Origin of the sequence: Micromonospora sp. RTP1Z1, assembly GCF_033804685.1 — a bacterium.
Lineage (GTDB): Bacteria > Actinomycetota > Actinomycetes > Mycobacteriales > Micromonosporaceae > Micromonospora.
The window spans coordinates 13,465-38,686 of record NZ_JAPFQV010000065.1 but is presented as its reverse complement, the minus strand read 5'-3'; the positions used below and the strand labels follow the sequence as shown (position 1 = coordinate 38,686).

The following is a 25,222-nucleotide window of genomic DNA, read 5'->3' as shown; positions in this document are numbered from 1 at the left end:
GTACGGGACGTTCTCGTAGCGCTGGCGCCGCTCGTTCTTGACCACCTCGCGCTGGTTGTCCAGCGTCTCCTGGGTCAGCGCCGGCACCAGGCCGCCCATCCGGTCGGCCTCCAGCCAGAGGGCCAGCTCCAGATGCTCGGCGGGGACCGTCTCGAAGTAGTTGGTCCGGTCCGGGTTGGTGGTGGCGTTGAGCGAGCCGCCGGCGCCCTGGATGAACTTCATGTGCTCGGTCTTCGCCACGTTCGCCGAGCCCTCGAACATCAGGTGCTCGAAGAGGTGGGCGAAGCCCGTCTGCCCTTCGGGCTCGTGCCGCGAACCCACGTCGTACCAGAGGTTGACGGCGACCGCGGGCGCGGTGCGGTCCTCGCTCACCACCACGCGCAGGCCGTTGTCCAGTCGGGTCGTCTCGATGGGCCAGGGGTAACCGCTGTCGGGCATGCCACGACGCTATCTGATCTCGCGGGCGGAAAGGTGACGAGCGGAGAGCATCGGCGGCCGGCGCCCGGGTGCTCGCGGAGCGTGTCCACCGCCGCGCCCTCCGCCGCCGAACGCGCGGCCGCCGCCCTGGCCCGCTGGCGGCACGCCCGGCTGCTGTACCCGCCGACCGTGCGCCGCTCAGTCCGGCGGCTCGCTCGGGGTCACCGTCTGATCCGACGTACGGTGCTCCAGGATCGTGTCCTCGGCGACGTTCCGGTCCTCCCGGATGTCCGATTCGGTGAGGATGGCGTCGGCCTGGGCCTCCGGGTCGTCGCTGCCCACCGCCGCCTCCTCGGGCAGCAGGTGGGCCCGGGACTCCACCCGCTCCTGGTCGTTCTGCTCGTGACTCATGGCGACCACTTACCCCGCGTTCCGCTCTGCGGAACGAAACGGGCGGCCCCCGTCCCGTCGGGTACGCTGGCTCACGTGACGCGGTCGTATCGATGGTTTAGGCAGCCGGCTGGAGGAGCCGGTGACTTCACCATGATCTGACGTCACTCCTCTTCGAGCCGGCTGGGCAGGGATCGACTCCCTGCCCTTTTTGCGTACGAGCAGCCGGCTCGACCTCGGGCGCCGGCCCCCGGGGCACGTCGGCGGAAGGAACCCCACCGTGACGACCCCGGACGCCCATCGGGTCATCGATCAGCGGATCGACCGTGTCGTGCCGCTGACCACCCCGGCCCTGCTCCACCACCACCTGCCCCTGGACGCGACGCTCGCCGAGGCCGTGCTGGCCGGTCGGCGCGCAGTCGGCCGGGTGCTGGACCGCGCCGACGACCGCCTGCTGGTGGTGGTCGGCCCGTGCTCGGTGCACGACCCGGCCGCCGCCCTGGAGTACGCGGGCCGCCTGCGCGAGGTGGCCGACCGGCTGGCCGACGACCTGCTGGTGGTGATGCGGGTCTACTTCGAGAAGCCGCGCTCGACGGTGGGCTGGAAGGGCCTGATCAACGACCCGGGGCTGGACGGTTCCGGTGACGTGAACACCGGCCTGCGGACCGCCCGCGCGCTCCTGCTCGACGTGCTGCGCCTCGGCCTCCCGGTGGGCTGCGAGTTCCTCGACCCGATCACCCCGCAGTACATCGCCGACACCGTCGCCTGGGGCGCGATCGGTGCCCGGACGGTGGAGAGCCAGGTGCACCGGCAGCTCGCCTCCGGCCTCTCCATGGCGATCGGCATGAAGAACCGCCCCGACGGCAGCATCTCCACCGCGGTGGACGCGATCCGGGCGGCCAGCGTCCCGCACGTCTTCCCCGGCATCGACTTCTCGGGGACTCCGGCGATCATGCACACCCGGGGCAACGCCGACGGGCACCTGGTGCTGCGCGGCGGGGGCGGCCGGCCGAACTACGACGCCGAGTCGGTGGCCGGGGCGCTGGACCTGCTCCGCGCGGCCGGGCTGCCGGAGCGGCTGGTGGTCGACGCCAGCCACGCCAACAGCGGCAAGGACCACCGCAACCAGCCGACGGTGGCGGCGGACGTGGCCGGGCAGCTCGCCGCCGGCCAGCGCGGCATCGTCGGGATCATGCTGGAGAGCTTCCTCCAGTCCGGCCGCCAGGACCTCGACCCCACCCGGGAGCTGGAGTACGGCAAGTCCGTCACCGACGCCTGCCTGGGCTGGGACACCACCGCCGAGGTCCTGACGGACCTGGCGGCAGCCGTCCGGACCCGCCGCGCCGCCCTCCCCACCCCCGCCGGACCCGCCCCGCCGCTGCGGGGGGTATGACAGCGCCGCCCCGGCCGGGAGGCCGGGGCGGCGCTGGGTGTCGGTGTGCGGTCGCCTCTCGGCGAGTGGCGCGACGCGGTTCCAGCCGAACGGTATTCCGCGAAGGCATTTTAGGTGAGGCCCGGGGACACTGGGCACACCGACGCTCTGCACAACGACCCGACCGCCCCGGGTGTTCCGGGCCGGTTCGTGTCCGCCGTCACCCCGCCCGGGGCCGCGGCCGGGGACGTTTGACCTATTCGGGCCCGGGTAGCCGATCGACGTGACCGACGACGCATCCGTGACGGAGGAGCCGGACACCCGGCAGCTCGACGAACTGCTCGACGACATCTACCACGGTCAGGAGCGGATCACTCAGGCGGACATCTACCGCCGCGCGGTGGCCGCGGAACTCCCGGCGGAGCTGCTTTCCCGGATCGCCGCCCTCCCGCAGGGCGAGTACGCGGTAGACGAGGCGGCCGAACTCCTGGGCGGGACGATCGCCTGAGGTGCGGGGCGCACCTGAGCCCGGCGCGCACGTAGCCCGGCGCCGGGAAGACCGAGAGGACAGCCAGATGACCGACCGCGACCAGGACCGCGAGGAGCACAAGCACCTGCGGGCGCTCGGCCAGCCGCCGGAGGGTACGGACACCCTGCCGGAGCCGGACTTCGCCAACGAGCACGACCGCACCGCCGTGGACCGGGAGGTGGTGACCGGCGCCGACGAGGACGAGCGGGAGCCCGAGGCGTCGCGCGGCTGGGCCGGCGAGGATCACGGGACGAGCCCCACCTGACCGCCGAGGGCCGGCGCGGACGTAGGGGAGGGGCTGGCGCGGATGCGCCGGCCCCTTCGTCGTACCCCGGTCACTTCTCGTCGTGGTGACCGCCCTCGGTCGCCTGCTGGGCCATCGCGTATCCCATCTGGAGGAAGTCCGAGGCGGCCACCGCGGTCAGCGCGGTGGCGACCAGCCGGGTCAGCCGGGGGGCCAGCACCAGCCCGCCGGTCAGGCCGGTGGCCACCCACACCGCCAGGCAGAACGGGCAGCTCAGCAGCTCGCCGATGGCGTGCCGGGTGGGGCTGCCCTGGTCGCGGACCTGCTCCATCACCTCGCCGCTGCCGATCGGGTGGTCGTACCGGGTGAAGGGGGCCCGCAACGGACTGGTGATCGCGTCCTTGGAGAGCAGCCGGCTGAGCTTGTGGGTGGCGATGGAGAGCAGCACCACGTCGGCCGGGGCGGGTCGCTCCGGCACCGGCCGACCGGTCGCCCGGACCACGCCCGCCAGGGTCGCGGTGACGGTGGCGTAGGTGCCCATCGCCGCCAGGTACCCGCCCAGCGGCCGGTGCTCGTGCGGCGCGTACGCCTGGCGCAGCCGCGCCACTCTCTGCCTCAGACCACTGCCGGTCACCCGGTCTCCTCGGTTGGTCACTGGACCGGCTCAGCCGGCGGTCAGGTTGTCGGCCACCTCGCGGGCGAGGTTGGCCAGGGTCTCGTCGGCCAGCCCGTCGGCGTCCCCGCCGGCCAGGTCGAGCCGGACCCGGGCGCCGCCCGCGTCGGTCGGTTCAACCTGGATCTCGGCAGACCAGCCGGGTGCGGAGTCGCTGGCCCACCGGGCCCGCAGCTGCTCGGCGCTGACCACCTCCGGGCGGCGGTCCCCGTCCTGGCGCAGCGGCTCGGGCAGCCAGGCGGCCGCCCGATCGGGGTCGATGGCCGTGTTGAAGACCACCTCGGGCGGCGCGGACATGCCGCGCTCGGCGTGCGCGGTCATCAGGCCTCCCGTAGGCGGCCGGGGTCGACCTCGCGACCCGGGTGCCGGGCGAGGTACTCGGTCTCCAGCTCCGCCGTGCGGCGCAGGTGGTTGGCGAGCGCGGAGTCGGCCGCGTGCCGCAGGGTGTCCAGCCGGGTGCGGTGCAGGCTTTGCATCTCCCGGATCAGGTCCTCGTCGCCCAGCTCGGAGGGGTCCACCCCGAGCGGCTCGCCGTCGACGTCACCGCTGGCGGCGTCCCTGACGTGGTCACCATCCCACTCCGGCATCCGCTGCTCCGGGCTGGCGTCACCGGTCTGGCGTACTGATTCGGTCATCGTCGCCCCCTCGTCTCGTTCGGGCTGGTGTCTAGACGGATGCCCACCCGGGCTGCCACCAAACCCCGCCGACTACGACACCACGTCGGAGATGGCCGGTGGCCCCGGTACTCTCGAGGGCATGAAGCGGCTCCGGACACCGGTGTGGATCGCCCGCCACGTGGCCATGGTCGTGCTGGTCGGGGGCTTTCTCGGCCTTGGCTGGTGGCAGGTCACCCGGGCCGCCTCCGGCAACTCGCTCAGCTTCGGGTACGCGATCGAGTGGCCGGTCTTCGCCGGCTTCGTGGTCTTCGTCTGGTGGCGTGAGGTGCGGCACACGCTGCGCGGCGCGCGCCCCGACCGGCCGAACCCGGCGCCGCCGGCGACCGCCGGCTCCGAGCCGGCCGCCGCCACCCCGGGGGTACGCCGGCCGGTGCGGGTCAGTCGGGTGCCGGTGCCGGCCGACGGGATCCAGGACGGCGAACTCGCCGAGTACAACCGCTACCTGTCATGGTTGAACGCCAACCCGGGCGCGAGGCCCGGTGACTATCCCGGCTGAGGCCGGTTCGGAAGGACGGACGACGGTGGGCGGAGCCCTTACCCGGTACCGCGTGATCGCCTGGATCGTGGGCGTGGCGCTGGTGGTGCTGGTCCTGATCGGCATGCCGTTGAAGTACGGCTTCGACAACCCCACGGTGGTGGCGGTAGTCGGTACCGCGCACGGCTGGCTGTACATGCTCTACCTGGCCGCCACGTTCGACCTGTCCCGCCGGGTGGACTGGCCGCTGAAGCGGATGCTGCTGGTGATGCTCGCCGGCACCGTGCCGTTCGTGTCGTTCTACGCGGAACGCCGGGTCAGCCACTGGCTGACCGCCGAGCGGCCCCGGACGCCGGCGCCGGTCGCCGGCTGACCGCCCGGCCGGACGGTCCGGTCCGGCCCGGGTCAGCGGCTCGCCCCTGGCGTTCAACGGGTGGGCCGCCACGGGTCGGCGGCGGCGAGCGGGTCCGCCCATCCGCCGTGCCGGGCGCCCTCGCGGGCCCGCAGCAGCGCCCGGGCCACCTGGCCGAACTGCCGCTCGTCGTCGCTGCTGAAGAGCAGCACCTCGGCGCCGCGGTAGCGGCCCCACAGCTCGTACGCGGGCGGCCGCCAGCGGTCGCCCACCAGCGCCAGCGCGAGGGGCAGCAGGCCGACCGCCCCCAACGTCAGGTACGCCCCGGCGGTCAGCCGCTGCAGGCCGCCGGTGAAGCCGAGCAGCACCCCGACGCCGCCGATCATGGCCGCGGTGACGACGAATGCGCGGAGGGCGAGCCGGTCGTGCGGGCCGCGACTGGTCCGGAGCTGGGTCAGTTCGGCGACCGGCCAGCTGTTTCGGCCGACCGTGAAGCGCTCGCCGGTGACGACGATGCCGGGTCGCGCGTAGAGCAGGGTCGGGGCTGCGGAGGTCGCCTTCGGCGACCGGGGTGGGCGGGTGGCGGAGCCATCGGTCTGCACGGCGTCCTCCCAGGGCTGGCGCGCCGGGCTGTCTGCGCCGCCGGTGAGCTGCGCCGATGCCGCCCGACGGGATTCCCGGCTCCGCACTTCATTGTGTTGCGGCCGCGCCAGCCGGACCGGGTATTTTCGGGGCTCTCAGGCGGCCACGGCCGGCGGCGCAGCCTACAAACAGAATCTATTTCGGTCTTTGTCAGGATTTTGTGGAACGTTGTCTGGCGACATCCGCCCAGAACGACGAATCACGCGAACCGCCCGGACCGCGCGGACCCACGCGGGACGGCGAGCGGCGGGCGGCGAAGCGGTCACGAAGGGTAATCCGCCCCGCCGGTACTTCCTGCCCCTTTGCCAACATTCGCCCCTGCTTCCACTGCGGGCAACTCCCGTCCCGGGTTAGGTTGTGCAGGCCGGACCGGTCGACCGCCATCCACCCGGATGGCCCCGGGCCGGTGCCACCGGGGCGCTGGCCGCCCCTCGACAGTGGGAGAGGAGCCTTCTGCTCTTGTCGTCCTTACGGATCGTGCTGCGCTCACTGGCGGTCGTCGGCCTCTCGGCCGTGCTCATCGCCCCCGGGTCGGTGGCTCGGGCCGAGCCCACCCCCGCCGAGCTGACGAAGCAGATCGAGAAGTCCTCGACTGAGCTGGAGCGAATCGTCGAGTCCTACAACAAGCTCAACGAGGAGATCAAGGCCAACAAGGCCACCGCGGCCGTACTGCAGGCCAAGATCGGCCCGTTGCAGGCGCAGGCCGAGCGGAGCCGCGCCGACGTCGGCCAGATGGCCGTCACGGCATACAAGACCGGTGGGCTGCGGACGGCCCAGGCCCTGCTGGACCGGGGCACGGTGCGCTCGCTGCCGGACCGGCTCGGCACCCTGGACCAGCTGACCCGGCAGCGCCAGGAGACCATCGCCGGCTTCACCGCCAACCAGCGCAAGCTGATCGACGAGAAGACCCGGCTGGACGCCACGCTGGCCCGGGAGGCCGCGCAGGCGAAGCAGCTCACCATTGGCAAGAAGAAGATCCAGACCGACCTGGACCGGCTCTACACGCTACGTCGGCAGGCGTACGGGCGGGCCACCGAGGCGCCGGTCAAGTCCAGCTCCGCCGGCAGCCCGCCGACGGTGTCCGGCTCGGCCGGGGCGGCGGTGCGGTACGCGTACGGGGCGGTCGGCAAGCCGTACGTCTACGGGGCCGACGGCCCCGACGGGTACGACTGCTCGGGCCTGACGCTCGCCGCCTGGCGGGCGGCGGGGAAGTCGCTGCCGCACAACGCGGCGATGCAGTGGGACGCCACGTCCCGCGTCAGCCGAGGCTCACTGCAACCGGGCGACCTGGTCTTCTACTCCGGGCTGGGGCACGTCGCGATCTACGTGGGCGGCGGTCAGATCATCGACGCGCCGAGCGCGGGCCGCAACGTCAACAAGCGGGACATGGACATCATGTCCATCGCCGGGTACGGCCGGGTGCGCTGACCATGAAGACGGCAAACGGCCGGCGTCCCCCTATCGGACGCCGGCCGTTCGTCTTGTCCATTACTACCAGGTCAGGCCGCCTGCAGCCCCTCGGCTCGGGCCAGCTCGCGGAGCCGGCCGAGGGCCTGGATCTCCAGCTGACGGATCCGCTCCCGGGAGAGCGAGAAGCGCGAGGCCACCTCGGTCAGCGAGTGCTCCCGCCCATCCTCCAGGCCGTAGCGGGCCCGCATGATGCCGGCCGAGCGGTCGTCGAGGTGGTTCAGCAGGCCCTCGATCCGCTGCCGCTCCAGGCCGGTGAGGACGATGTCCTCCGGCGACGGCGCGTCGCTGTCGGCGACCAGGTCACCGAGCTTCGTGTCGCCGTCGTCGCCCACCGGGGTGTCCAGCGAGACGGTGTCCTGCGACCAGCGGACCAGCTCGTTGACCCGCTCGACGGTGACCCCGAGGGACGCCGCGATCTGCTCCGGCTCCGGGTCGCCGCCCAGCTCACGGGTGAGCTGGCGGGCCACGTTGCGCATCCGGTTGACGTCCTCCACCAGGTGCACGGGCAGCCGCACTGTGCGCTCCTGCTGGGCGATGGCCCGGCTGATCGCCTGACGGATCCACCAGGTGGCGTAGGTGGAGAACTTGTAGCCGCGCTCGTAGTCGAACTTCTCGACCGCCCGGACCAGGCCGGTGTTGCCCTCCTGGATCAGGTCCAGCATGGGCATCCCGGAGCGCACGTAGCGTCGGGCGATCGACACGACCAGTCGCAGGTTGGCGCGGATGAAGAGGTCCTTCGCCTGCTCACCCTCGACGACCAGCCGCTCCAGGTCCTCCCGGTCGACGCCCTCGGGTACGCGGTCCTCCCCGAGCAGGTGCTCGGCGTAGAGGCCGGCCTCGATCGCCTTGGAGAGGTCGACCTCCTTGGCGGCGTCCAGCAGCGGCGTACGGGAGATCTCGTGCAGGTAGACGCCGACCAGGTCGCGCTCCTCGGCAACCTCGTCGGTTCGCATGCCGATCTTCTTGTCCACGGTGCCCACGGTCCCCTCGCTCGCGCCGGTTGCCCGGTTCCTTGCCATCCCCACGTCCATCAGCCCCTCCCCCGTAACTTCCGCTGTGCCCACCGGTGCTGACACCTACACAACAGATGAGACGTGTCGGGGATTCCATGTCGTGAGTCGAAAGTGTCACGAATGCCTGAGTAGTAGCTGAGAGCCCGGTCCATGTTTGCTGTCAGGACCCCGGTCGGCCGGTCCGTCCGCCGCCCTGGAAACAGGGCGACGGATCAGCGGAATCGTCGTGCGCCCAGGGCATCGCACCATTGCGAAATCCATGAACACAGCGACCCGCGTCACCGCCAGATTGCGATCCTGGTCACTGCCAGATACGCGCCGGTGGACCGGTCGGTTCAGCCACGGGTGAGGATTACCCCACCCCTCGATGAACAATCCGCAGCGCGAACGACGTCCCGCGCGGGGCGTGACGCTCGTCGCAGTGGGGGTGGGCCGGGCGGTGGGCCCGGTGACGCCGGGCGTGCCCGGGTCAGGAGGCGAGCAGGTCCAGCGCGTCGCGCACCTGGTCGGCGGAGCGGGCCAGGGCGGCCCGGGCGGCGGACACCTCGGCGCCGGAGACGAGGGAGACGAGGGCGGTCTTCAGGTCGCCGCCGGCCTCGTGCAGCGCCAGCCTGCAGACCTCTTCGGCGCAGCCGGTGGCCTCCATCAGGATCGAGATCATCCGGCCGCGCAGCTTGGCGTTGGTGGCCACCATGTCGATCATCAGGTTGGAGTAGACCCGGCCGAGTCGCACCATCACGGCGGTGGAGAACGTGTTGAGCACCAACTTCTGCGCGGTGCCCGCCTTCATCCGGGTCGACCCGGTGACGACCTCCGGTCCGGTGTCCACGCCGATGAAGACGTTCACCGACGAGGCGGCCTCGGCCTCCGGATTGGCGCAGAGCAGCACGGTCGCGGCCCCCTGCGCCCGGGAGGCGGCGAGCGCCCCGAGGACGTACGGGGTGCGCCCGCTGGCGGCCAGTCCGACCACCAGGTCGCCGGGGCGTACGCACTCGGCCGCCTCGGCCGCGCCGGCCCGGTCGTCGTCCTCGGCGTCCTCGACGGCGCGCCACACCGCCTCGGGACCGCCGGCCAGGTGCGAGCAGAACCAGTGCCGCGGCGAGTTGAAGGTGGGGGCCAGCTCGGCAGCGTCCAGGACGCCCAGCCGCCCCGACGTTCCGGCGCCGAAGTAGTGCACCCGGCACCCGCCCCGCAACGCCGCGACCGCCAGGTCGACGGTCTCCGCGATCTCGTCGAGGACGGCGGCCACCGCGGCCGGTACCCGCCGGTCCGCTTCGTTGATGACGGTGAGCACGTCCCGGGTCGACATCAGGTCGAGGTCGGCGCTGTGCGGGTTGCGCCGTTCGGTCGGCGCGCCGACGCGCACCACCGGCCGGACGGCGGCCAACTCGTCCCCCTCCACCCGCCCGGCGGTCATGCCCGCCTCCGCGTCGAGCCCACCCGATGCGACTGAACGGCCGCGGCCGTCGCCTCCAGGGCCTTCTTCGCCCTGGCCCGGTTGCGCGCCGCCACCCCGACGAAGAGGCAGTCGACCACGGTGAGCTGGGCCAGCCGGCTGGCCATCGCGCCGGAGCGGTAGGTGGTCTCCCGGGCCGCGGTGGTTAGCACGAAGTCGGCCACCTCGGTGAGCGGCGACCGGGGGAAGTTGGTCAGGGCCACCGTGGTCGCGCCGCGCGCCCGGGCCTGCTCCAGCACCTCGATCACATCCGAGGTGGTGCCGGAGTGCGAGATACCGACCGCGACGTCGCCCCGGCCGAGCAGGGCGGCGGAGGTGAGCGCGGTGTGCACGTCCGGGAAGTAGAAGGCGATCCGGCCGATGCGGTGCAGCTTCTGCTGGAAGTCGGAGGCGACGAAGCCGCTGGCCCCGGCGCCGTACACGTCGATCCTTCCGGCGCCGCCGATCGCCTCGACCACCTGCTCGCAGACGGCCGGATCGAGTTGCTCGGCGGTTTCCTCGACGGCCCGCGCGTCGTTGAACGCGATGGTCGCGATGATCTGGGCCAGGTCGGCGCCCGGCGGGATGTCCCCGCCGACCACCCGGGCGTCCGGCGGCTCGACCCGACGAGCCGCCTCGGCGGCGAGCCGGATCCGCAGCTGCGGGTAGCCGTCCATGCCGACCGACCGGCAGAAGCGGATGACGGTCGCCTCGGAGGTCTGGGCCCCGGTGGCGAGGTCGGTGATGGTGCGCCGGGCGGCATCCGCCGGGTCGGCGACGACCAGCCGGGCGACCCGCTGTTCGGCCGGGGACAGCGACGGGAGCAGGCCACTGATGTGGACGATCAGTCCACCGGCCTCGTGACTCGCAGAAATCTTCGGACTCTTCGCCACGGATGAAACTTACTTTCATGAGGCGTGAGCGTCAACCATCACGGCGGGTATCCGGGAAAGTACCGCCTTCCGCGCGGGCTCCCTCCGGCAAGGGTGCCATTCCCCCAGCCCCGCCGCCTCATCCGCTCCGGCCGAGTCCGCCATGCCGGCCGGGCCGCCGGTCGGCCGTCGTCCCCGGCCGGCCAGCCGGACGGCCAGGCCGGGCCGCCGGTCGGCCGGCCCCACGTCGGCCCACGCCGGCCGGCTAGCGTGTGGCCATGGCGGAGCGCAGTGTGCTGATCACCGGAGGCACGGGCGGCCTGGGCGGGGCGGTCACCGCGGCCTTCCTCAGGGGCGGCTGGCGGGTGGTCGTACCCGGGCGGGAGGAAGCGGCGACGGAGCCGGCGGGGTCCAGGCCGGTCCGGCTCACCGCGGACCTGCTCGAACCGGCCGGAGCCGTCCGGGCCGTCGAAGTGGCCACGGCCGACCCGGCCGCGCCGCTGCGCGCGGTGGTCAATCTCGTCGGCGGGTACGCCAGCGGCGGGCTGGTGCACGAGACCCCGGTCGAGGAGTTCGACCGGATGCTCCGGCTCAACCTGCGCCCGACGTACCTGGTCACCCAGGCGGCGCTGCCGCATCTGGTCGCGGCCGGCGGCGGCGCGGTGGTCTGCGTCTCCGCGCGGGCCGCGGTGGCGCCGTTCCCCGGCGCGGCGGGTTACGTCACCGCGAAGGCCGCCGTGCTGGCCTTCGCCAACGCGGTGGCGGTGGAGTACCGGCCGCGCGGGGTGCGGTGCAACACGGTGCTGCCCAGCGTGATCGACACCCCGGCCAACCGCGCCGCCCAGCCGGACGCCGACCATCGGCGCTGGGTCTCCCCCGCGGAGATCGCCGGGGTGATCCGCTTCCTGGCCGCCGACGAGTCGGCGCCAACCAGCGGCGCCAGCATCCCGGTCTACGGCCGGGCCTGAGCCGCCACCGGGCCGGCCGGCTCCGCACCGCCCGCTGGCGGACCGGCGCCGGGCGGCGGCGTGCCGGTGACAGACGGCGGCGTGCCGGTGACAGACGGCGGGTCCGCCGGCAGCCACTCGGTGAGGTGGGCGCGGATCCGGCGGGTGACCTCATCGGGCGGGCCGCCCGCGTCGACCACCACGAAGCTCGGATACTCGGGCAACGTCCGGTACGCGGTGGCGGCGGCGGTGAGCCAGCGCATGCTCTCGTGATCGGTGCCGCGCCGTTCGATCCGCCGGTACGCCTCGGCGGGGTCCACGGCGAGCAGGAAGGTCACCCGCGGAGGCGGGAAGAGCCGGTAACCGGCCCGGGCCAGCCGTTCCCAACGCTGCCCGCCGTGTGCCCGGATGCTCGCGTACTGGCAGGCGGAGTAGCGGTCCATCACCGCGGTCCGGCCGGTGACCAGGCAGCTCAGCAGGGTGAGGGCGATGGCGAGCCAGCGGAGCGCGGACTCGACGGCAAGCATCCCGTTCCGCCCGACGAGCCGCTGGGCGTCCGGGCGGCCGAGCCGGTGGGCGAGCCGACCGAGCCAGCGCCGGCCGCTTGCGTTGCGGTGGTAGGTGGCCGGGTGACCGGCCACGCTGAGCGCCTCGGCGAGCCGGTGCGCCTGGGTGGTCTTGCCGGACCCATCGATGCCGATCAGGGCGACGGTACGCAGACGGGTCCCGCCGCGCCGCGCCCGCAATGATCTGGCCACCTGCGCCAGGCTATCCGACCCACGCCCACGCCTTCGGCGATTTGTCCTCTTCCGTGCCCGTCGACGCCACACCGTGTCACGGCCAGGTGTGGCCGACCGGATTGCCGGGTACGCACCTTCATTCCCACCGCCACGTGACGACGACGGGAGACCCAGATGGCCGAGCGCGGGGACGAGACCCTGGTCCACACGCTGAAGAAGGTCGCCGCCGTGCTCAAGCAGTCCGAGATCCCGTTCGCCCTCGGCGGCAGCTTCGCCGTGTACGCCCACGGCGGCCACTCCAGCGACCACGACGTCGACTTCCTCCTCCGCGAGCAGGACGTGGACCGGGCGCTCGAGGCCCTGGTCGCGGCCGGGTTCACCGCCGAGCGTCCGCCCGAGGACTGGCTGGTCAAGGTCTACGACGAGGGACGGATGGTGGATCTGATCCACCGGCCGATCGAGACCCCGGTGACCGAGGAGACCTTCACCGACACCATCGTGCGCCCGGTGGACGCGATCCACATGCCGGTGCTCTCGGCGAGCCAACTCATGGTGCACAAGCTGCTCAGCTTCTCCCAGCACTACTGCGACTTCGCCCGGGCCCTGCCGCTCGCCCGCTCGCTGCGTGAACAGATCGACTGGGAACGGGTACGGAAGGACACGCAGCACTCCCCGTACGCGGAGGCGTTCCTGGTGCTGCTCGACCGGCTGGACGTACTGCCGCCCAGCGGCATACCCGGAGGAAGGGAGACACCGTGACGAAGGAGCACGGCGGCGCGACGCCCGACGAGTACGTCGAGGCGGAGATCCACCGGCTGCTGGCCGAGGACCCGGACGTCGCCGAGCAGGGGATCACCGTCGTCCGCCGCGAGCGGGGCCTGGTCCTCTACGGCGAGGTGGAGAGCCCGCACCGGCGCGAGGAGATCCTGCGCCGGGTGGCCGAACGCTTCCCCGACGTCCCGGTCACCAGCGACATCGGGGTGATCCGGGCGCAGGCGCCCACCCAGGTCGAGGAGCTGCCGTGAGGGAGGTTCGACGGTGATCCGGATCGCCGCCGTCGGCGACGTGCACGTGGACGAGGACGTGGTCGGCCGGTTCCGGCCGGCCCTGGAGGAACTGCCCGACTGCGCCGACGTGCTTCTGCTCGCCGGCGACCTGACCCGGCACGGCACCGAGTCCGAGGCGCGCTGCGTGGCGCGGGAGTTCGGCGGACTGGGCGTGCCCGTGATCACCGTGCTCGGCAACCACGACCACCAGTGCGATCAGGTGCCGCAGGTGGTCAATGTGCTGGAGGACGCCGGCATCACCGTGCTGGAGGGGACCGGGACGGTGCTGGAGTTCGCCGGCGGGCGGCTCGGCGTCGCCGGGGCGAAGGGCTTCGGTGGCGGCTTCGCCGGGCGGTGCGCCAGCGACTTCGGCGAGCCGGAGATGAAGGCGTTCGTCCGGACCACCAACGAGAGCGCGGACGCCCTCGGCGATGCGCTGCGCGGGCTGGAGTGCGACCTGCTGGTCGCGCTCACCCACTACGCCCCGGTGCCGGACACCCTGGCCGGCGAGCCGTTGGAGATCTACCCGTTCCTCGGGTCATACCAGCTGGGCCAGGCGATCGACTCGGCGCCGACCGCGCTGGCCCTGCACGGGCACGCGCACGCCGGCACCGAGCGGGGCACCACCCCGGGCGGGGTACGGGTCCGCAACGTCGCCCACCCGGTGATCAAACAGGCGTACAGCATCTTCCACCTGGGTGATCATCTGGTCGGATAATCGGGTTTCCCGGATCGTGCGGCCGGGTATTCAGGAGCCATGCAGCTGATTCTCTGGATTCTCGCAGTCGTACTCGTGGTCGCCGGCATCTTCGCGCTGTTCCGCCGGCAGATCCTGTGGGGCATCGTCCTCATCGTGGTCGGTCTTCTGGTCGGCCCAGGTGGCGTCAGCATCTTCAGTTAGACGCCGTTCGTACCGTCCCTGACCCGCCGGGGTCGTCGGGTCCGGATCTCCGTCCTCCCAGACAGGAGAGCCCGGGCACGACGACCCCGGCGTCGTGCGTTCCGGCCCGGGTGACGGTTGTCAGCAGCGGGGGACGTCAGGTATGTAGCCGTCGTAGCCGGTCTGGACGCACGCGTCGGAGACGTACCGGCCGGTGCCGATCCGGTCCCAGATCGAGCTGGCGTACGCCGGGCTGTGGTCTACGCATCCAGCACCCCCTATGTTGAAATCCTTCGATTTAGCGCGTTCAGCGTGACAGAAAGCTCCATTGATGGGAGGGGGTGCGGCGGGCGCGGGAAGCACGACCCGTGGGAGCGCACCCACGGCCGGTGAGCGGGTTTCGGGATTGTTACCGGGCCGTGTCCGGCGGGGGGTGGACTCCGGATCATGCAAGCGCTTACATGTGGGGACGACCATCGGACCGGCGCGGGTTCGGTTCCCCCACGCGCCGGCAAGGAAGGAGATCGGCATGGCGTTTGCCAGATCACGCCAGGCTCTCGCGATCGCCGGCGTACTGGGGCTGGCGCTCGGCGCCACCGCCTGCGGCACCGGCAACGACAAGAAGAGCAGCGGCAAGGCGAGCTCCCCCGAGTGCGCCGCATACGAGAAGTACCAGGGCCACGACGGCAAGAAGGTCACGATCTACTCGTCGATCCGGGACATCGAGGCCGACCGCCTCGCGCAGTCCTGGAAGCAGTTCGAGGACTGCACCGGCATCAAGATCGACCACGAGGGCAGCGGCGAGTTCGAGGCCCAGATCGGCGTTCGGGTCGACGGCGGCAACGCCCCCGACCTGGCGTTCATCCCGCAGCCGGGTCTGCTCAAGCGGTTCGCCGACGCGGGCAAGCTCAAGCCGGTCGGCGCCGACACCAAGGCGCTGGCCGAGCAGAACTTCACCCCCGACTGGCTGAAGTACAGCACCGTCGACGGCAAGCTCTACGGCGTTCCGCTCGGCTCCAACGTCAAGTCGTACGTGTGGTACTCGCCGAAGACCTTCAAGGAGAAGGGCTGGACCGTCCCGACCACGTGGGACGAGCTCATCGCCCTGAGCGACAAGATCGCGGCGAGCGGCACCAAGCCGTGGTGCGCGGGCATCGAGTCCGGTGACGCCACCGGCTGGCCGGCCACCGACTGGATCGAAGACGTGATGCTGCGGACGCAGACCCCCGAGGTCTACGACCAGTGGACCACCCACGGCATCCCGTTCAACGACCCGAAGGTCGCCGACGCGGTCAACAAGGCCGGCACCATCCTCAAGAACGAGAAGTACGTCAACGGCGGCTTCGGCGGCGTGAAGAGCATCGCCACCACCTCCTTCCAGGAGGCCGGCACGCCGATCACCACCGGCAAGTGCGCCCTGCACCGCCAGGCGTCCTTCTACGCCAACCAGTGGCCGAAGGGCACCAAGGTGGCCGAGGACGGCGACGTCTTCGCGTTCTACTTCCCGGCCATCGACCCGGCCAAGGGCAAGCCGGTGCTGGGTGCCGGCGAGTTCGTCTCGGCCTTCGCCGACCGTCCCGAGGTCCAGGCGGTGCAGACCTACCTGGCCTCCGGCGAGTACGTCAACAGCCGCGCCAAGATCGGCGACTGGCTGTCGGCGAACAAGAAGCTCGACATCAACAACGTGCCGAACCCGGTGGACAAGCTCTCCGTCCAGATCCTGCAGGACCCGAAGACCGTCTTCCGCTTCGACGGCTCGGACCTGATGCCGGCCGCGGTCGGCGCGGGCACCTTCTGGAAGGGCATGGTCGACTGGATCAACGGCAAGGACACCGCCACGGTGCTCCAGGGCATCGAGAGCAGCTGGCCGAAGTGAGCTGAGACGGTGGTCCGGCCCCTCTGAGCGGGCCGGACCACCGTTCCCGACCGAACCCTTGAAGGAGGGTCGATGGAGTTCGACTTCGCGGCGGAACAACCGAAGTTCCTCATGCTGATGTACGGGCTGATCGCTTTCGTCGTGGTGGTGGGTGGCCTGCTCCTGCTCCTCGACGTGGTGCCGGCCTGGTTCGCCCGTCGCCGCGAGGCGCAGCTGATCGCCGCCTCCGCGAGCGGCGCCCCGATGCCCGGCCGACGCAAGCAGCGGGAGGGGCTCTTCGCGCTCTTCTTCCTGCTGCCGACGCTGCTGCTGCTCACGGTCGGGCTGGTGGTGCCGGCGATCCGCACCACGCTGCTCTCCTTCATGGACGACGGCAGCAACAACTGGGTGGGACTGCGCAACTACGGCTGGATGTTCTCCGAGGGCTCGATCGTCCGAGTGCTCATCAACACCCTGATCTGGGTGATCCTGGTTCCGCTGGTGGCCACCGCGTTCGGGTTGATCTACGCGGTCCTGGTGGACAAGGCCCGGCTCGAGGCGATCGCCAAGTCCCTGATCTTCCTGCCGATGGCCATCTCGTTCGTCGGCGCCACCATCATCTGGAAGTTCGTCTACGCCTACCGGGGTGACGGGCAGGAGCAGATCGGCCTGCTCAACCAGATCGTGGTCGGCCTCGGCGGCGAGCCGAAGCAGTGGCTGCTCGAATCGCCGCTGAACACCTTCCTGCTCATCGTGATCATGATCTGGATCCAGGCCGGCTTCGCCATGGTGGTGCTTTCCGCCGCGATCAAGGCCATCCCGGCGGACATCGTCGAGGCCGCCCGCCTCGACGGGGTCACCTCGTGGCAGATGTTCTGGCAGATCACCATGCCGGGCATCCGGCCGGCGCTGGTCGTGGTGGTGGTGACGCTCTCGATCGCCACGCTGAAGGTCTTCGACATCGTCCGGACCGCGACCAACGGCAACTACGACACCAGCGTCATCGCTAACGAGATGTACAACCAGGCGTTCCGGTACGGCAAGAACGGGCAGGGCTCGGCCCTGGCGGTCTTCCTCTTCGTCCTGGTCATCCCGATCGTGATCTACCAGATCCGCAACCTGCGTCAGCAGCGGGAGGGCTGAGATGACCACCGCCACGCCCACCGTCGGAGCCGGCACCCAGGCCACCGGGACGACCACCCGCGTCGCCCGGGTCCGCAAGCGGCTGAACAGCCGTACGGCCACGCTCGTCTCGATCATCATCGCGCTGGTCTGGACCATCCCGACCTTCGGCCTGCTGATCTCCTCGGTCCGGCCGGAGAACCAGATCAAGACCACCGGCTGGTGGACCTTCTTCACCAACCCGCAGTTCACCCTGGAGAACTACCAGGAGGTGCTCTTCAGCAGTTCCTCCTCGGCGGGCCAGCTCGCCAGCTACTTCATCAACTCGCTGGCGATCACCATCCCGTCGGTGCTCTTCCCGCTCGCCTTCGCGGCGCTGGCCGCGTACGCGCTGGCGTGGATCAACTTCAAGGGGCGGGACTGGCTCTACATCGCGATCTTCGCGTTGCAGATCGTGCCGCTGCAGATGGCCCTGGTGCCGCTGCTGAAGTTCTTCTCCACCGGCGTCACCATCGCCGGCGTCACCGTGCTCCCGGCCTGGGATCTGGTCGACGAACAGAAGTTCGCCCAGGTGTGGTTCGCGCACACCTGCTTCGCGCTCCCGTTCGCCGTCTTCCTGCTGCACAACTTCATCTCGCAGCTGCCCAAGGACCTGATGGAGGCGGCCCGGGTCGACGGGGCCACCCACCCCAAGATCTTCCGCACCATCGTCCTGCCGCTGATCACCCCGGCCCTGGCGGCCTTCGGCATCTTCCAGTTCCTCTGGGTCTGGAACGACCTGCTGGTCGCGCTGATCTTCGCCGGGGGCACCAGCGAGACCGCCCCGCTCACCGTCCGGCTGGCCGAGATGGCCGGCACCCGGGGCAACGAGTGGCAACGGCTGACGGCCGGCGCGTTCGTGTCGATCGTCGTACCGCTGATCGTGTTCCTGTCCCTCCAGCGCTACTTCGTGCGCGGCCTGCTCTCCGGCAGCGTCAAGGGCTGACCCGCAGGTCCGCCGCCGCCGGTCCCCCGGCGGCGGCGGGCGCGGGTGGACCGGGGCAACGATGACCAAGATTGACGATGTCGCCCGCCTGGCCGGGGTCTCCACGGCCACCGTCTCGCGGGCGCTGCGGGGCCTCCCGACCGTCTCGGCCGCAACCCGGCGCCGGGTCCTCGCCGCCGCCGAGCAGCTCCAGTACGCGGTCTCTCCGAGCGCGTCCCGGCTGGCTGGCGGGAAGACCGGCACGGTGGCCGTGGTGGTCCCCCGGATCACCCGGTGGTTCTTCGGCACGGTCGTCGAGGCGGTCGAGGAATTCCTCCACCAATCCGGCTACGACCTGCTGCTCTACAACCTGGGCGGCCGGGAGCAGACCCGTCAGCGGGTGCTGCGCACGGCCCGCCTGCACAAGCGGGTGGACGCGGTCATCCTGGTCGCCACGCCATTGCGCCCGCCGGAGGTTACCGCGCTGACCGCGCTGGACCTGCCCGGCGTCACCATCAGCTCCGGCACGGTGGTGCCCGGCTGGCCCTGCGTCCGCATCGACGACGTGGCCGCCGCGCGGACCGCCACCCGGCACCTGCTCGACCTCGGCCACACCCGGATCGCGCACATCTCCGGCGACCCGGACGACGAGCTGGCCTTCACCACCCACCTGGACCGGCGGCGGGGCTACCAGGCGGCACTGCGGACGGCCGGGATCCGCCCCGACCCCAGCCTGGACGTGGAGTCGCAGTTCACCATCGACGGCGGCAACCGGGCCACCGCGGAGCTGCTGGCCCGGGGCGAACCCCCGACCGCCATCTTCGCGGCCTGCGACGAGATGGCGATGGGCGCGATGACCGCGCTGCGGGACGCCGGACTCCGCGTACCGCAGGACGTCAGCGTGATCGGCGTCGACGACCACGACCTGGCCAAGGTGCTCGGGCTGAGCACCATTGCCCAGCCGGCGGCGGAGCAGGGGCTGCTCGCCGCGCGGATCCTGCTCGACCCGCTCGGCGCCCGCGCCGCCGCCCCGTACGCCGGGCACCTGCCGGCGCCGCGCGGCGGCGACGCCCCCAACGACCAGCCGACACCGCCGGTGATCCTGCCCACTCGGCTCGTCGTGCGGGAGTCGACCGCCCCGCCACGGGCAGACTGAACGGATTCGGCCGTCCGCGCGGCGGCCGGAGCGCACCGCAAGTCCGGGGCCAGACGGCACGGCACGACACAAGGGGAGAAGGCTCTGAACACCGACGTGACGCAGCAGGAGACGGCCGGCGCTCCGGCCACCGGCTGGTGGACCGAGGCCGTCATCTACCAGATCTACCCGCGCTCGTTCGCCGATTCCGACGGCGACGGCATGGGCGACCTCCCCGGCATCACGGCCCGCCTCGGTCACCTCGCCGAGCTGGGCGTCGACGCGGTCTGGTTGTCGCCGTTCTATCCGTCGCCGCAGGCCGACGCCGGGTACGACGTGGCCGACTACCGGGACGTCGACCCGCTCTTCGGCCGGCTCGCGGACGCCGACACGATGATCGCCGAGGCGAAGGCGCGGGGCCTGCGGGTCATCGTCGACCTGGTGCCGAACCACACCTCGTCCGCCCACCGCTGGTTCCAGGCCGCGCTGGCCGCCGCGCCGGGCAGCCCGGAGCGGCAGCGGTACGTCTTCCGGGCCGGCCAGGGAGCCGACGGCGCCGAGCCGCCGAACGACTGGCAGAGCGTCTTCGGTGGGCCGGCGTGGACCCGGGTGCCCGACGGGCAGTGGTACCTGCACCTCTTCGACACCGGCCAGCCCGACCTGAACTGGGACAACCCGGAGGTCCGCACCGAGTTCCTGGACGTGCTGCGGTTCTGGCTGGACCGGGGCATCGACGGCTTCCGGGTGGACGTGGCCCACGGGCTGATCAAACAGGCCGACCTGGCGAACTGGCGGGAGCCGCAGGAGATCCTCTCCGGCAACGAGGCGGACAAGCCGCGCCCGCCGATGTGGGACCAGGACGGGGTGCACGAGATCTACCGGGAGTGGCGGCAGCTGCTCGACTCGTACGACGGCGAGCGGATCCTGGTCGCCGAGGCGTGGGTGGAGCCGGCCGAGCGGCTGGCCCGGTACGTCCGCCCCGACGAGATGCACCAGGCGTTCAACTTCGAGTACCTGCTCGCCGCCTGGACCGCCCCCGCCCAGTACGCCGTGATCACCCGCTCGCTGGAGGCCACCGACTCGGTCGGCGCCCCCACCACCTGGGTGCTCTCCAACCACGACGTGGTCCGACACGCCTCCCGGCTCGGGCTGCCGATCGGCACCCCGAAACCCAACGGCATCGGCGTCGGCGACCCGCAGCCGGACGCCGCGCTCGGTCTGCGCCGGGCCAGGGCGGCCACCCTGCTGATGCTCGCCCTGCCCGGCTCCGCGTACCTCTACCAGGGCGAGGAGCTGGGGCTGCCGGAGCACACCACGCTCCCCGACGAGGCCCGGCAGGACCCGACCTGGGCGCGCAGCGGGCACACCGAGCGCGGCCGGGACGGCTGCCGGGTGCCGATCCCGTGGGAGGCCGACGCGCCGTCGTACGGCTTCGGGCCGACCGACGCCAGCTGGCTGCCGCAGCCCCCGAGCTGGGCCGAGTACGCCCTTGACCGGCAGCGCGGGGTGCCCGGCTCGACGTACGAGCTGTACCGGACCGCGCTGCGACTGCGGCGCGAGCACGGGCTGGCCCGCGGGCCGCTGAAGTGGCTCTCCTCCGGCGACGAGGTGCTCGCCTTCCGCAACGGCGAGCTGACCGTGCTGACCAACTTCGGCCCCGCCTCGGTGCCGGTGCCGGCCGGCGCGGAGCTGCTGGCGACGAGCGCCCCGCTCGACAAGGACGGCCGGGTCCCGACCGACGTGACGGTCTGGGTCCGCGCCTGACGCGCCCATCTCGCTGGTCCCCGCCCCCCGGCGGGGACCAGCCCGCGGCGGCTCACCGGCACCCGCTCAGAGGCGGTCGGCGCGGGCGTGCAGGAGGTCGTGCACTGCCTCGATGTCGCCGGGTGAGGTGCGGGCGGCGAGCCAGTAGATGACGCCGGTCGGGATGAAGAACAGCTGGAAGGCGGCCAGCCCGACGGCGTAGTTCAGCGGCGGCGGGAAGGCCGCGCGCAGCGCGTGGAAGGCCACCCCGACCAGCCCGTTGCCGGCCGCCCGGCCGACCCCGTTCACCAGGTTGCCCAGGCTGTAGACGGTGCCCCGGTGCTCGGGCGGGTTGACGTCCGCGATCAGGGCGAACCAGTTCGGCGAGTTCGCCGAGGTCAGCGCCAGCGCGACCACTGCGGTCAGCAGGCTCAGCCCGACCGTCGGCTCGGTGACCACGCTGGCCAGCACCGCGGCCACCACCGCGCCCGAGCCGGCGCCGTCCGGCACGTCGATCCGGACCGGCACGAGGAACAGCACCAGATAGAAGGGCACGGCCGCGAGGATGCCCACCGCCGCGACCAGGGCCCGGCCGCTGGGCGTACGCCGTTGCAGCGCGTCGCCGACCAGGCCACCCACGATGGAGAGCACCCCGCCGAGCTGGAAGAGGGTGGCGAAGACGCTGCCCACCACCACGGCGGTCGCCGCCGAGTAGCCCTGCGCCTCGGCCCGCTGGGCGAAGAGCACCGGCAGCCAGACCAGCGAGCCGAAGGCCGCCTGCGCGGTCAGCCCCTGCAGGATCAGCCAGCGGTTGGTCCGCCGGGCCAGGATCCGGGGCAGATCGGCCCGGGTGATCCGGTAGTCGTAGTCGGCGCCGGCGTCGATCGCCCCGGCCAGCTCCGGTTCGCTCTGCCCGCGCCGGATGTCGAACGTGAACAGGTAGGCGACCGTGGCGGCCAGCCCGACGACAGTGAGCACCAGGAACGGCCGCCGCCATTCGGTGGCGCCGAGGATGCCGCCGGTCAGTGTGCCGGCGAGGGTCCCGACGCCCTGGGACAGCCCCCAGAAGCTCATCACCAGCCCCCGGCGGCGGGGCGAGATCAGATCGGTGACCACGGAGAAGCCGACCGAGCCGACCGCGCCCAGCCCGACCGCCGCGAGCAGCTGGGCCCCAAGGAACGCCGGGTAGTTCTGCGCGAGCGCGCTGCCACCGGTGCCGGCCGCCCAGATCAGCGTGCCCACCATCAGCAGCGGCTTGCGGTCGGTCCGGTCGCCGACGTACGCCCAGGCGACCGCGGCGACCGCGCTGACCAGGAAGCTCGCCGCGGTGACCAGGCCGAGCAGTCGCTGCGACACGCCCAACGCACCGGAGATCGGCCCGTACAGCGGCGGCACCAACCCGATCGCCACGTTGTCCAGCGACGCGAGGACCACGAACACCACGACGCTGTAGAGGCGGTGCGCCGCGTTCCCGCGTCGGGAGATCCTGGTGCCGGTCATGTCCGGCAGCAAACCAGGAGCAGATCACGGCCCGGTGACCGCCCCCGCCCCGGCGGTCGGCCGGTCACTCCTCCGGCACGCCGAGCCGGTCGATGGTGTGGTCGCGGGCCCGCGCGTACCGCGCCCGAATGGCGGGGACCGGCTCGGCCGCGTACTCCTCGGTGTCGCCGACGGTCCACCGGGGCGGCGCCGCGCCGCCCAGGGTGGTCCAGGCGGCCTGGCGGGCGGCGCCGTCGGCGACGTACTCCCCGGGCGGCGGCACGACCACCGGACAGCCGAAGACCTGCGGCGCGATCCGGCGGACCGCGGCCGAGCGGGCCCCGCCGCCGACCAGGACGACCCGCTCGGCGCGCGCCCCCTGGGCGGTCAGCGCGTCGAGGCCGTCGGCGAGCGCGCAGAGCATCCCCTCGACCGCGGCCCGGGCCAGGTGGGCGGCGGTGGCGTTGGTCGGGGTCAGCCCGTGCACGGCACCGGTGGCCAGCGGCCGGTTCGGGGTCCGCTCCCCCTCCAGGTACGGCACCATGACCAGGCCGTCCGCGCCCGGCGGGGCGGCCAGCGCCAGGTCGGCCAACTCGGCCAGGCCGACCCGGAGCATCCGGGCGGCGGCGTCCAGCACCCGGGCGGCGTTGAGCGTGCAGACCAGCGGCAGGAACCGGCCGGTGGCGTCGGCGAAGCCGGCGACGGCGCCGCTCGGATCGGCCGCCGGCGCGTCGGCCACGGCGAAGGCGGTGCCGGAGGTGCCGATCGAGACGACCACGTCGCCCGGGCCGGCACCGACGCCGAGGGCGGCGGCGGCGTTGTCCCCGGTGCCCGGGCCGAGCACCGCGCCGGCCGGACCGGTGCCGCGCGGGCCGGCGAGCGCCGCCGGATCCAGCAGCCCCGCCGGCTCGGCCGGGCCGAGCACCGCCGGCACCCGCACCGCCCGGCCGAACGCCCGCTCGAGCAGGTCGAGGCGGTACCCGCCGGTGGCCGGGGACCAGTAGCCGGTGCCGCTGGCATCGCCCCGGTCGGTCCGCAGCGCGGCCAGGCCGCGGGCGCCGGCCAGCCGCCAGGTGAGCCAGTCGTGCGGCAGGCAGACCGCCGCCACCCGGTCCGCGTTCGCCGGCTCGTGCCGAACCAGCCAGCGCAGCTTCGTCACGGTGAAGCTGGCCACCGGTACGCTGCCCGTCGCCTCGGCCCAGAACCGGCAGCCGGCCTCGCCGCCGCCGGCCTCCTCGATCAGCTCGCGGGCGGCACCGGCGGACCGGGTGTCGTTCCACAGCAGGGCGGGCCGGACCACCTCGCCCGCCTCGTCCAGGCAGACCATGCCGTGCTGCTGGCCGGCGACCGAGACGGCCGCGACGTCGGCCAGCCCGCCGGCCGCGTCGACGGCCGCCAGCAGGGCGTCCCACCAGGCTTGCGGGTCGACCTCGGTGCCGTCCGGGTGCGGCGCGCGGCCCTGCCGGACCAGCGCGCCGGTCTCCGCGTCCCGGACGACGACCTTGCAGGACTGGGTGGACGAGTCGACCCCGGCGACGAGCGGCACGGCGGCCGGCTCAGCGCGCGCCGAGCAGGTGCTCGACGGCGAGCTGGTTGAGCCGGACGAAGCCGAAGCCCTTCGCCCCGACCGCGGCCGGGTCGAACTCCTCGAACGCGGAGCGGTCGGCGAGCAGGTCCGCGTAGCTCTCCCCCGGGGTGAGCGTGGGCGTGGCCAGGTCGCCGACCTTGCTGGCCGCGAGGGCCTCCGCCACCTCGGGGTCGGCCCGGAACGCCGCGGCCCGCTCCTTGAGCAGCAGGTACGTCCGCATGTTCGCCTCCGCCGAGGCCCACACCCCGGTCATGTCCTCGGTGCGGGAGGGCTTGTAGTCGAAGTGCCGCGGCCCCTCGTACGCCGGGCCGCCGTCGGGGCCGCCGTGCTCCAGCAGGTCCACCAGCGCGAACGCGTTGAGCAGGTCGCCGTGGCCGAAGACCAGGTCCTGGTCGTACTTGATGCCACGCTGGCCGTTGAGGTCGATGTGGAAGAGCTTGCCCTGCCAGAGCGCCTGGGCGATGCCGTGGGCGAAGTTCAGCCCGGCCATCTGCTCATGCCCCACCTCCGGGTTGAGCCCGACGAGTTCGGGGCGGGCCAGGGTGGAGATGAACGCCAGCGCGTGCCCGACGGTGGGGAGCAGGATGTCGCCGCGCGGCTCGTTCGGCTTGGGCTCGATGGCGAAGCGCAGGTCGTAGCCGTTGTCGACGACGTACTGGCAGAGCAGGTCGACCGCCTCGCGGTAGCGCTCCAGCGCCGAGCGGACGTCCTTGGCCAGGTCGTACTCGGCGCCCTCCCGGCCGCCCCACATCACGAAGGTACGGGCGCCCAGCTCGGCGGCGAGGTCGACGTTGCGCAGCACCTTGCGCAGCGCGTACCGGCGGACGTCGCGGTCGTTGCTGGTGAAGCCGCCGTCCTTGAAGACCGGGTGGGTGAAGAGGTTGGTGGTGACCATCGGGACGACCAGGCCGGTCTCGTCGAGGGCCTTGCGGAACCGGGTCAGGTGGGCGTCCCGGGTGGCCGCGTCCGCGCCGAAGGGGATCAGGTCGTCATCGTGGAAGGTGATCCCGTACGCCCCGAGCTCGGCGAGGCGGTGGACCGCCTCGACCGGGTCCAGCTCGGGCCGGGTGGCGTCGCCGAACGGGTCGCGGGCCTGCCAGCCCACCGTCCAGAGACCGAAGGAGAACTTGTCGGCGGGGGTGGGACGGGATGCCATGGCAGA

Annotated in this window: 29 protein-coding genes; 16 read left to right on the top strand and 13 right to left on the bottom strand. The window is 72.4% G+C overall.

From position 1 onward, the window contains the following. Both SLP03_RS26005 and SLP03_RS26000 read right to left on the bottom strand, forming a co-directional pair. The coding region (locus SLP03_RS26005) for a M16 family metallopeptidase (protein WP_319463256.1) at positions 1-438 on the bottom strand (438 nt) is incomplete at its 3' end. A 177-nt stretch (positions 439-615) separates the two neighbouring features. Then, positions 616-828 carry a hypothetical protein gene (locus SLP03_RS26000; protein ID WP_319463255.1) on the bottom strand — a complete coding sequence of 71 codons (213 nt, stop codon included), beginning with the start codon at positions 826-828 and terminating at the stop codon, positions 616-618. 259 nt (positions 829-1,087) lie between these two features. Between SLP03_RS26000 and SLP03_RS25995 the strand changes: the two genes are divergently transcribed. The 3 genes from SLP03_RS25995 (at position 1,088) to SLP03_RS25985 (ending at position 2,973) form a co-directional block, all read left to right on the top strand. After that, a complete protein-coding gene (locus tag SLP03_RS25995; RefSeq protein ID WP_319463254.1) occupies positions 1,088-2,200 on the top strand; it encodes a 3-deoxy-7-phosphoheptulonate synthase in 1,113 nt (370 codons plus the stop codon). 262 nt (positions 2,201-2,462) lie between these two features. Continuing rightward, the gene (locus tag SLP03_RS25990; protein WP_319463253.1) at positions 2,463-2,687 is read left to right on the top strand and encodes a hypothetical protein; all 225 of its coding nucleotides are present in this window, start codon (positions 2,463-2,465) and stop codon (positions 2,685-2,687) included. Between the two features lie 67 nt (positions 2,688-2,754). Then, positions 2,755-2,973, top strand: coding sequence for a hypothetical protein (locus SLP03_RS25985; RefSeq protein ID WP_319463252.1), 219 nt, complete (start codon positions 2,755-2,757; stop codon positions 2,971-2,973). 70 nt (positions 2,974-3,043) lie between these two features. On the opposite strand, the gene SLP03_RS25980 is transcribed toward SLP03_RS25985, so the two are convergent. From SLP03_RS25980 to SLP03_RS25970, 3 genes are read right to left on the bottom strand one after another with little or no spacing between them, the layout of a single operon-like run. After that, entirely contained in the window at positions 3,044-3,586 is a 543-nt protein-coding gene (locus SLP03_RS25980; RefSeq protein WP_319463251.1) for a DUF1360 domain-containing protein, read from the bottom strand. 30 nt (positions 3,587-3,616) lie between these two features. Next, complete coding sequence (locus SLP03_RS25975) at positions 3,617-3,946, bottom strand: hypothetical protein (RefSeq protein WP_319463250.1); 330 nt, start codon at positions 3,944-3,946, stop codon at positions 3,617-3,619. Continuing rightward, positions 3,946-4,260, bottom strand: a complete 315-nt coding sequence (locus SLP03_RS25970) for a DUF6158 family protein (protein ID WP_319463249.1) — start codon at positions 4,258-4,260, stop codon at positions 3,946-3,948. Before SLP03_RS25970 ends, SLP03_RS25975 begins: the two co-directional genes overlap by 1 nt. 121 nt (positions 4,261-4,381) lie before the next feature. On the opposite strand from SLP03_RS25970, the gene SLP03_RS25965 reads away from it, so the two are divergent. Continuing rightward, positions 4,382-4,798 (top strand): hypothetical protein, encoded by a 417-nt coding sequence (locus SLP03_RS25965; RefSeq protein WP_319463248.1) that lies wholly within the window; start codon positions 4,382-4,384, stop codon positions 4,796-4,798. A gap of 25 nt (positions 4,799-4,823) precedes the next feature. Further along, positions 4,824-5,150, top strand: a complete 327-nt coding sequence (locus SLP03_RS25960) for a DUF3817 domain-containing protein (protein WP_319463247.1) — start codon at positions 4,824-4,826, stop codon at positions 5,148-5,150. A 53-nt stretch (positions 5,151-5,203) separates the two neighbouring features. On the opposite strand, the gene SLP03_RS25955 is transcribed toward SLP03_RS25960, so the two are convergent. Then, a complete protein-coding gene (locus SLP03_RS25955; protein ID WP_319463246.1) occupies positions 5,204-5,731 on the bottom strand; it encodes a DUF6232 family protein in 528 nt (175 codons plus the stop codon). Positions 5,732-6,230: 499 nt separating this feature from the next. Between SLP03_RS25955 and SLP03_RS25950 the strand changes: the two genes are divergently transcribed. Then, a complete protein-coding gene (locus SLP03_RS25950; RefSeq protein ID WP_319463245.1) occupies positions 6,231-7,199 on the top strand; it encodes an NlpC/P60 family protein in 969 nt (322 codons plus the stop codon). Positions 7,200-7,270: 71 nt separating this feature from the next. On the opposite strand, the gene SLP03_RS25945 is transcribed toward SLP03_RS25950, so the two are convergent. The 3 genes from SLP03_RS25945 to SLP03_RS25935 form a co-directional block, all read right to left on the bottom strand. Further along, on the bottom strand, positions 7,271-8,260 hold the full coding sequence (locus SLP03_RS25945; RefSeq protein ID WP_319463258.1) for an RNA polymerase sigma factor RpoD/SigA: 990 nt from the start codon (positions 8,258-8,260) through the stop codon (positions 7,271-7,273). Between the two features lie 463 nt (positions 8,261-8,723). After that, positions 8,724-9,671: an N-acetylmuramic acid 6-phosphate etherase gene (murQ, locus tag SLP03_RS25940; protein ID WP_319463244.1), complete on the bottom strand. Its 948-nt coding sequence runs from the start codon at positions 9,669-9,671 to the stop codon at positions 8,724-8,726. Beyond that, positions 9,668-10,582: a MurR/RpiR family transcriptional regulator gene (locus tag SLP03_RS25935; protein WP_319463243.1), complete on the bottom strand. Its 915-nt coding sequence runs from the start codon at positions 10,580-10,582 to the stop codon at positions 9,668-9,670. The genes murQ and SLP03_RS25935 overlap by 4 nt, the downstream gene beginning before the upstream one ends. Positions 10,583-10,839: 257 nt before the next feature. On the opposite strand from SLP03_RS25935, the gene SLP03_RS25930 reads away from it, so the two are divergent. Next, the gene (locus tag SLP03_RS25930) at positions 10,840-11,529 is read left to right on the top strand and encodes an SDR family NAD(P)-dependent oxidoreductase (RefSeq protein ID WP_319463242.1); all 690 of its coding nucleotides are present in this window, start codon (positions 10,840-10,842) and stop codon (positions 11,527-11,529) included. Here SLP03_RS25930 and SLP03_RS25925 read toward each other — a convergent pair. Continuing rightward, positions 11,514-12,266 (bottom strand): dTMP kinase, encoded by a 753-nt coding sequence (locus SLP03_RS25925; RefSeq protein ID WP_319463241.1) that lies wholly within the window; start codon positions 12,264-12,266, stop codon positions 11,514-11,516. The genes SLP03_RS25930 and SLP03_RS25925 overlap by 16 nt on opposite strands. A gap of 156 nt (positions 12,267-12,422) precedes the next feature. Here SLP03_RS25925 and SLP03_RS25920 point away from each other — a divergent pair, with 156 nt between their 5' ends. From SLP03_RS25920 to SLP03_RS25880, 9 genes are all read left to right on the top strand, one after another. Next, the gene (locus SLP03_RS25920) at positions 12,423-13,007 is read left to right on the top strand and encodes a nucleotidyltransferase (protein WP_319463240.1); all 585 of its coding nucleotides are present in this window, start codon (positions 12,423-12,425) and stop codon (positions 13,005-13,007) included. Further along, positions 13,004-13,273, top strand: a complete 270-nt coding sequence (locus tag SLP03_RS25915) for a hypothetical protein (protein WP_319463239.1) — start codon at positions 13,004-13,006, stop codon at positions 13,271-13,273. Before SLP03_RS25920 ends, SLP03_RS25915 begins: the two co-directional genes overlap by 4 nt. Positions 13,274-13,286: 13 nt before the next feature. Beyond that, entirely contained in the window at positions 13,287-14,012 is a 726-nt protein-coding gene (locus SLP03_RS25910; protein WP_319463238.1) for a metallophosphoesterase family protein, read from the top strand. A gap of 39 nt (positions 14,013-14,051) precedes the next feature. Further along, complete coding sequence (locus SLP03_RS25905; RefSeq protein WP_319463237.1) at positions 14,052-14,195, top strand: GPGG-motif small membrane protein; 144 nt, start codon at positions 14,052-14,054, stop codon at positions 14,193-14,195. A 508-nt stretch (positions 14,196-14,703) separates the two neighbouring features. Beyond that, positions 14,704-16,050 carry an ABC transporter substrate-binding protein gene (locus tag SLP03_RS25900; protein ID WP_319463236.1) on the top strand — a complete coding sequence of 449 codons (1,347 nt, stop codon included), beginning with the start codon at positions 14,704-14,706 and terminating at the stop codon, positions 16,048-16,050. A 72-nt stretch (positions 16,051-16,122) separates the two neighbouring features. Next, positions 16,123-17,172, top strand: coding sequence for a sugar ABC transporter permease (locus tag SLP03_RS25895; protein ID WP_319463235.1), 1,050 nt, complete (start codon positions 16,123-16,125; stop codon positions 17,170-17,172). A gap of 1 nt (position 17,173) precedes the next feature. After that, entirely contained in the window at positions 17,174-18,136 is a 963-nt protein-coding gene (locus SLP03_RS25890) for a carbohydrate ABC transporter permease (protein WP_319463234.1), read from the top strand. A gap of 61 nt (positions 18,137-18,197) precedes the next feature. Beyond that, the gene (locus SLP03_RS25885) at positions 18,198-19,271 is read left to right on the top strand and encodes a LacI family DNA-binding transcriptional regulator (RefSeq protein WP_319463233.1); all 1,074 of its coding nucleotides are present in this window, start codon (positions 18,198-18,200) and stop codon (positions 19,269-19,271) included. Between the two features lie 84 nt (positions 19,272-19,355). Then, positions 19,356-21,014, top strand: coding sequence for a glycoside hydrolase family 13 protein (locus SLP03_RS25880; protein ID WP_319463257.1), 1,659 nt, complete (start codon positions 19,356-19,358; stop codon positions 21,012-21,014). A gap of 66 nt (positions 21,015-21,080) precedes the next feature. Here the strand turns inward: SLP03_RS25880 and SLP03_RS25875 are convergent, their stop codons facing one another. The 3 genes from SLP03_RS25875 to xylA form a co-directional block, all read right to left on the bottom strand. Beyond that, positions 21,081-22,493, bottom strand: a complete 1,413-nt coding sequence (locus tag SLP03_RS25875) for an MFS transporter (protein WP_319463232.1) — start codon at positions 22,491-22,493, stop codon at positions 21,081-21,083. A gap of 64 nt (positions 22,494-22,557) precedes the next feature. Beyond that, on the bottom strand, positions 22,558-24,018 hold the full coding sequence (gene xylB, locus SLP03_RS25870; RefSeq protein ID WP_319463231.1) for a xylulokinase: 1,461 nt from the start codon (positions 24,016-24,018) through the stop codon (positions 22,558-22,560). Between the two features lie 10 nt (positions 24,019-24,028). Beyond that, positions 24,029-25,216 (bottom strand): xylose isomerase, encoded by a 1,188-nt coding sequence (gene xylA / locus SLP03_RS25865; protein ID WP_319463230.1) that lies wholly within the window; start codon positions 25,214-25,216, stop codon positions 24,029-24,031. Between the last annotated feature and the right edge of the window lie 6 nt (positions 25,217-25,222).

Excerpts from the sequence above, each read along its gene's own strand:
- SLP03_RS26000 (WP_319463255.1), bottom strand. The coding sequence starts at position 828 with ATGAGTCACGAGCAGAACGACCAGGAGCGGGTGGAGTCCCGGGCCCAC.
- SLP03_RS25985 (WP_319463252.1), top strand. The coding sequence starts at position 2,755 with ATGACCGACCGCGACCAGGACCGCGAGGAGCACAAGCACCTGCGGGCG.
- SLP03_RS25975 (WP_319463250.1), bottom strand. The coding sequence starts at position 3,946 with ATGACCGCGCACGCCGAGCGCGGCATGTCCGCGCCGCCCGAGGTGGTC.
- SLP03_RS25970 (WP_319463249.1), bottom strand. The coding sequence starts at position 4,260 with ATGACCGAATCAGTACGCCAGACCGGTGACGCCAGCCCGGAGCAGCGG.
- SLP03_RS25965 (WP_319463248.1), top strand. The coding sequence starts at position 4,382 with ATGAAGCGGCTCCGGACACCGGTGTGGATCGCCCGCCACGTGGCCATG.
- SLP03_RS25945 (WP_319463258.1), bottom strand. The coding sequence starts at position 8,260 with ATGGCAAGGAACCGGGCAACCGGCGCGAGCGAGGGGACCGTGGGCACC.
- murQ (WP_319463244.1), bottom strand. The coding sequence starts at position 9,671 with ATGACCGCCGGGCGGGTGGAGGGGGACGAGTTGGCCGCCGTCCGGCCG.
- SLP03_RS25930 (WP_319463242.1), top strand. The coding sequence starts at position 10,840 with ATGGCGGAGCGCAGTGTGCTGATCACCGGAGGCACGGGCGGCCTGGGC.
- SLP03_RS25920 (WP_319463240.1), top strand. The coding sequence starts at position 12,423 with ATGGCCGAGCGCGGGGACGAGACCCTGGTCCACACGCTGAAGAAGGTC.
- SLP03_RS25905 (WP_319463237.1), top strand. The coding sequence starts at position 14,052 with ATGCAGCTGATTCTCTGGATTCTCGCAGTCGTACTCGTGGTCGCCGGC.
- SLP03_RS25900 (WP_319463236.1), top strand. The coding sequence starts at position 14,704 with ATGGCGTTTGCCAGATCACGCCAGGCTCTCGCGATCGCCGGCGTACTG.
- SLP03_RS25895 (WP_319463235.1), top strand. The coding sequence starts at position 16,123 with ATGGAGTTCGACTTCGCGGCGGAACAACCGAAGTTCCTCATGCTGATG.
- SLP03_RS25890 (WP_319463234.1), top strand. The coding sequence starts at position 17,174 with ATGACCACCGCCACGCCCACCGTCGGAGCCGGCACCCAGGCCACCGGG.
- SLP03_RS25885 (WP_319463233.1), top strand. The coding sequence starts at position 18,198 with ATGACCAAGATTGACGATGTCGCCCGCCTGGCCGGGGTCTCCACGGCC.
- SLP03_RS25875 (WP_319463232.1), bottom strand. The coding sequence starts at position 22,493 with ATGACCGGCACCAGGATCTCCCGACGCGGGAACGCGGCGCACCGCCTC.
- xylA (WP_319463230.1), bottom strand. The coding sequence starts at position 25,216 with ATGGCATCCCGTCCCACCCCCGCCGACAAGTTCTCCTTCGGTCTCTGG.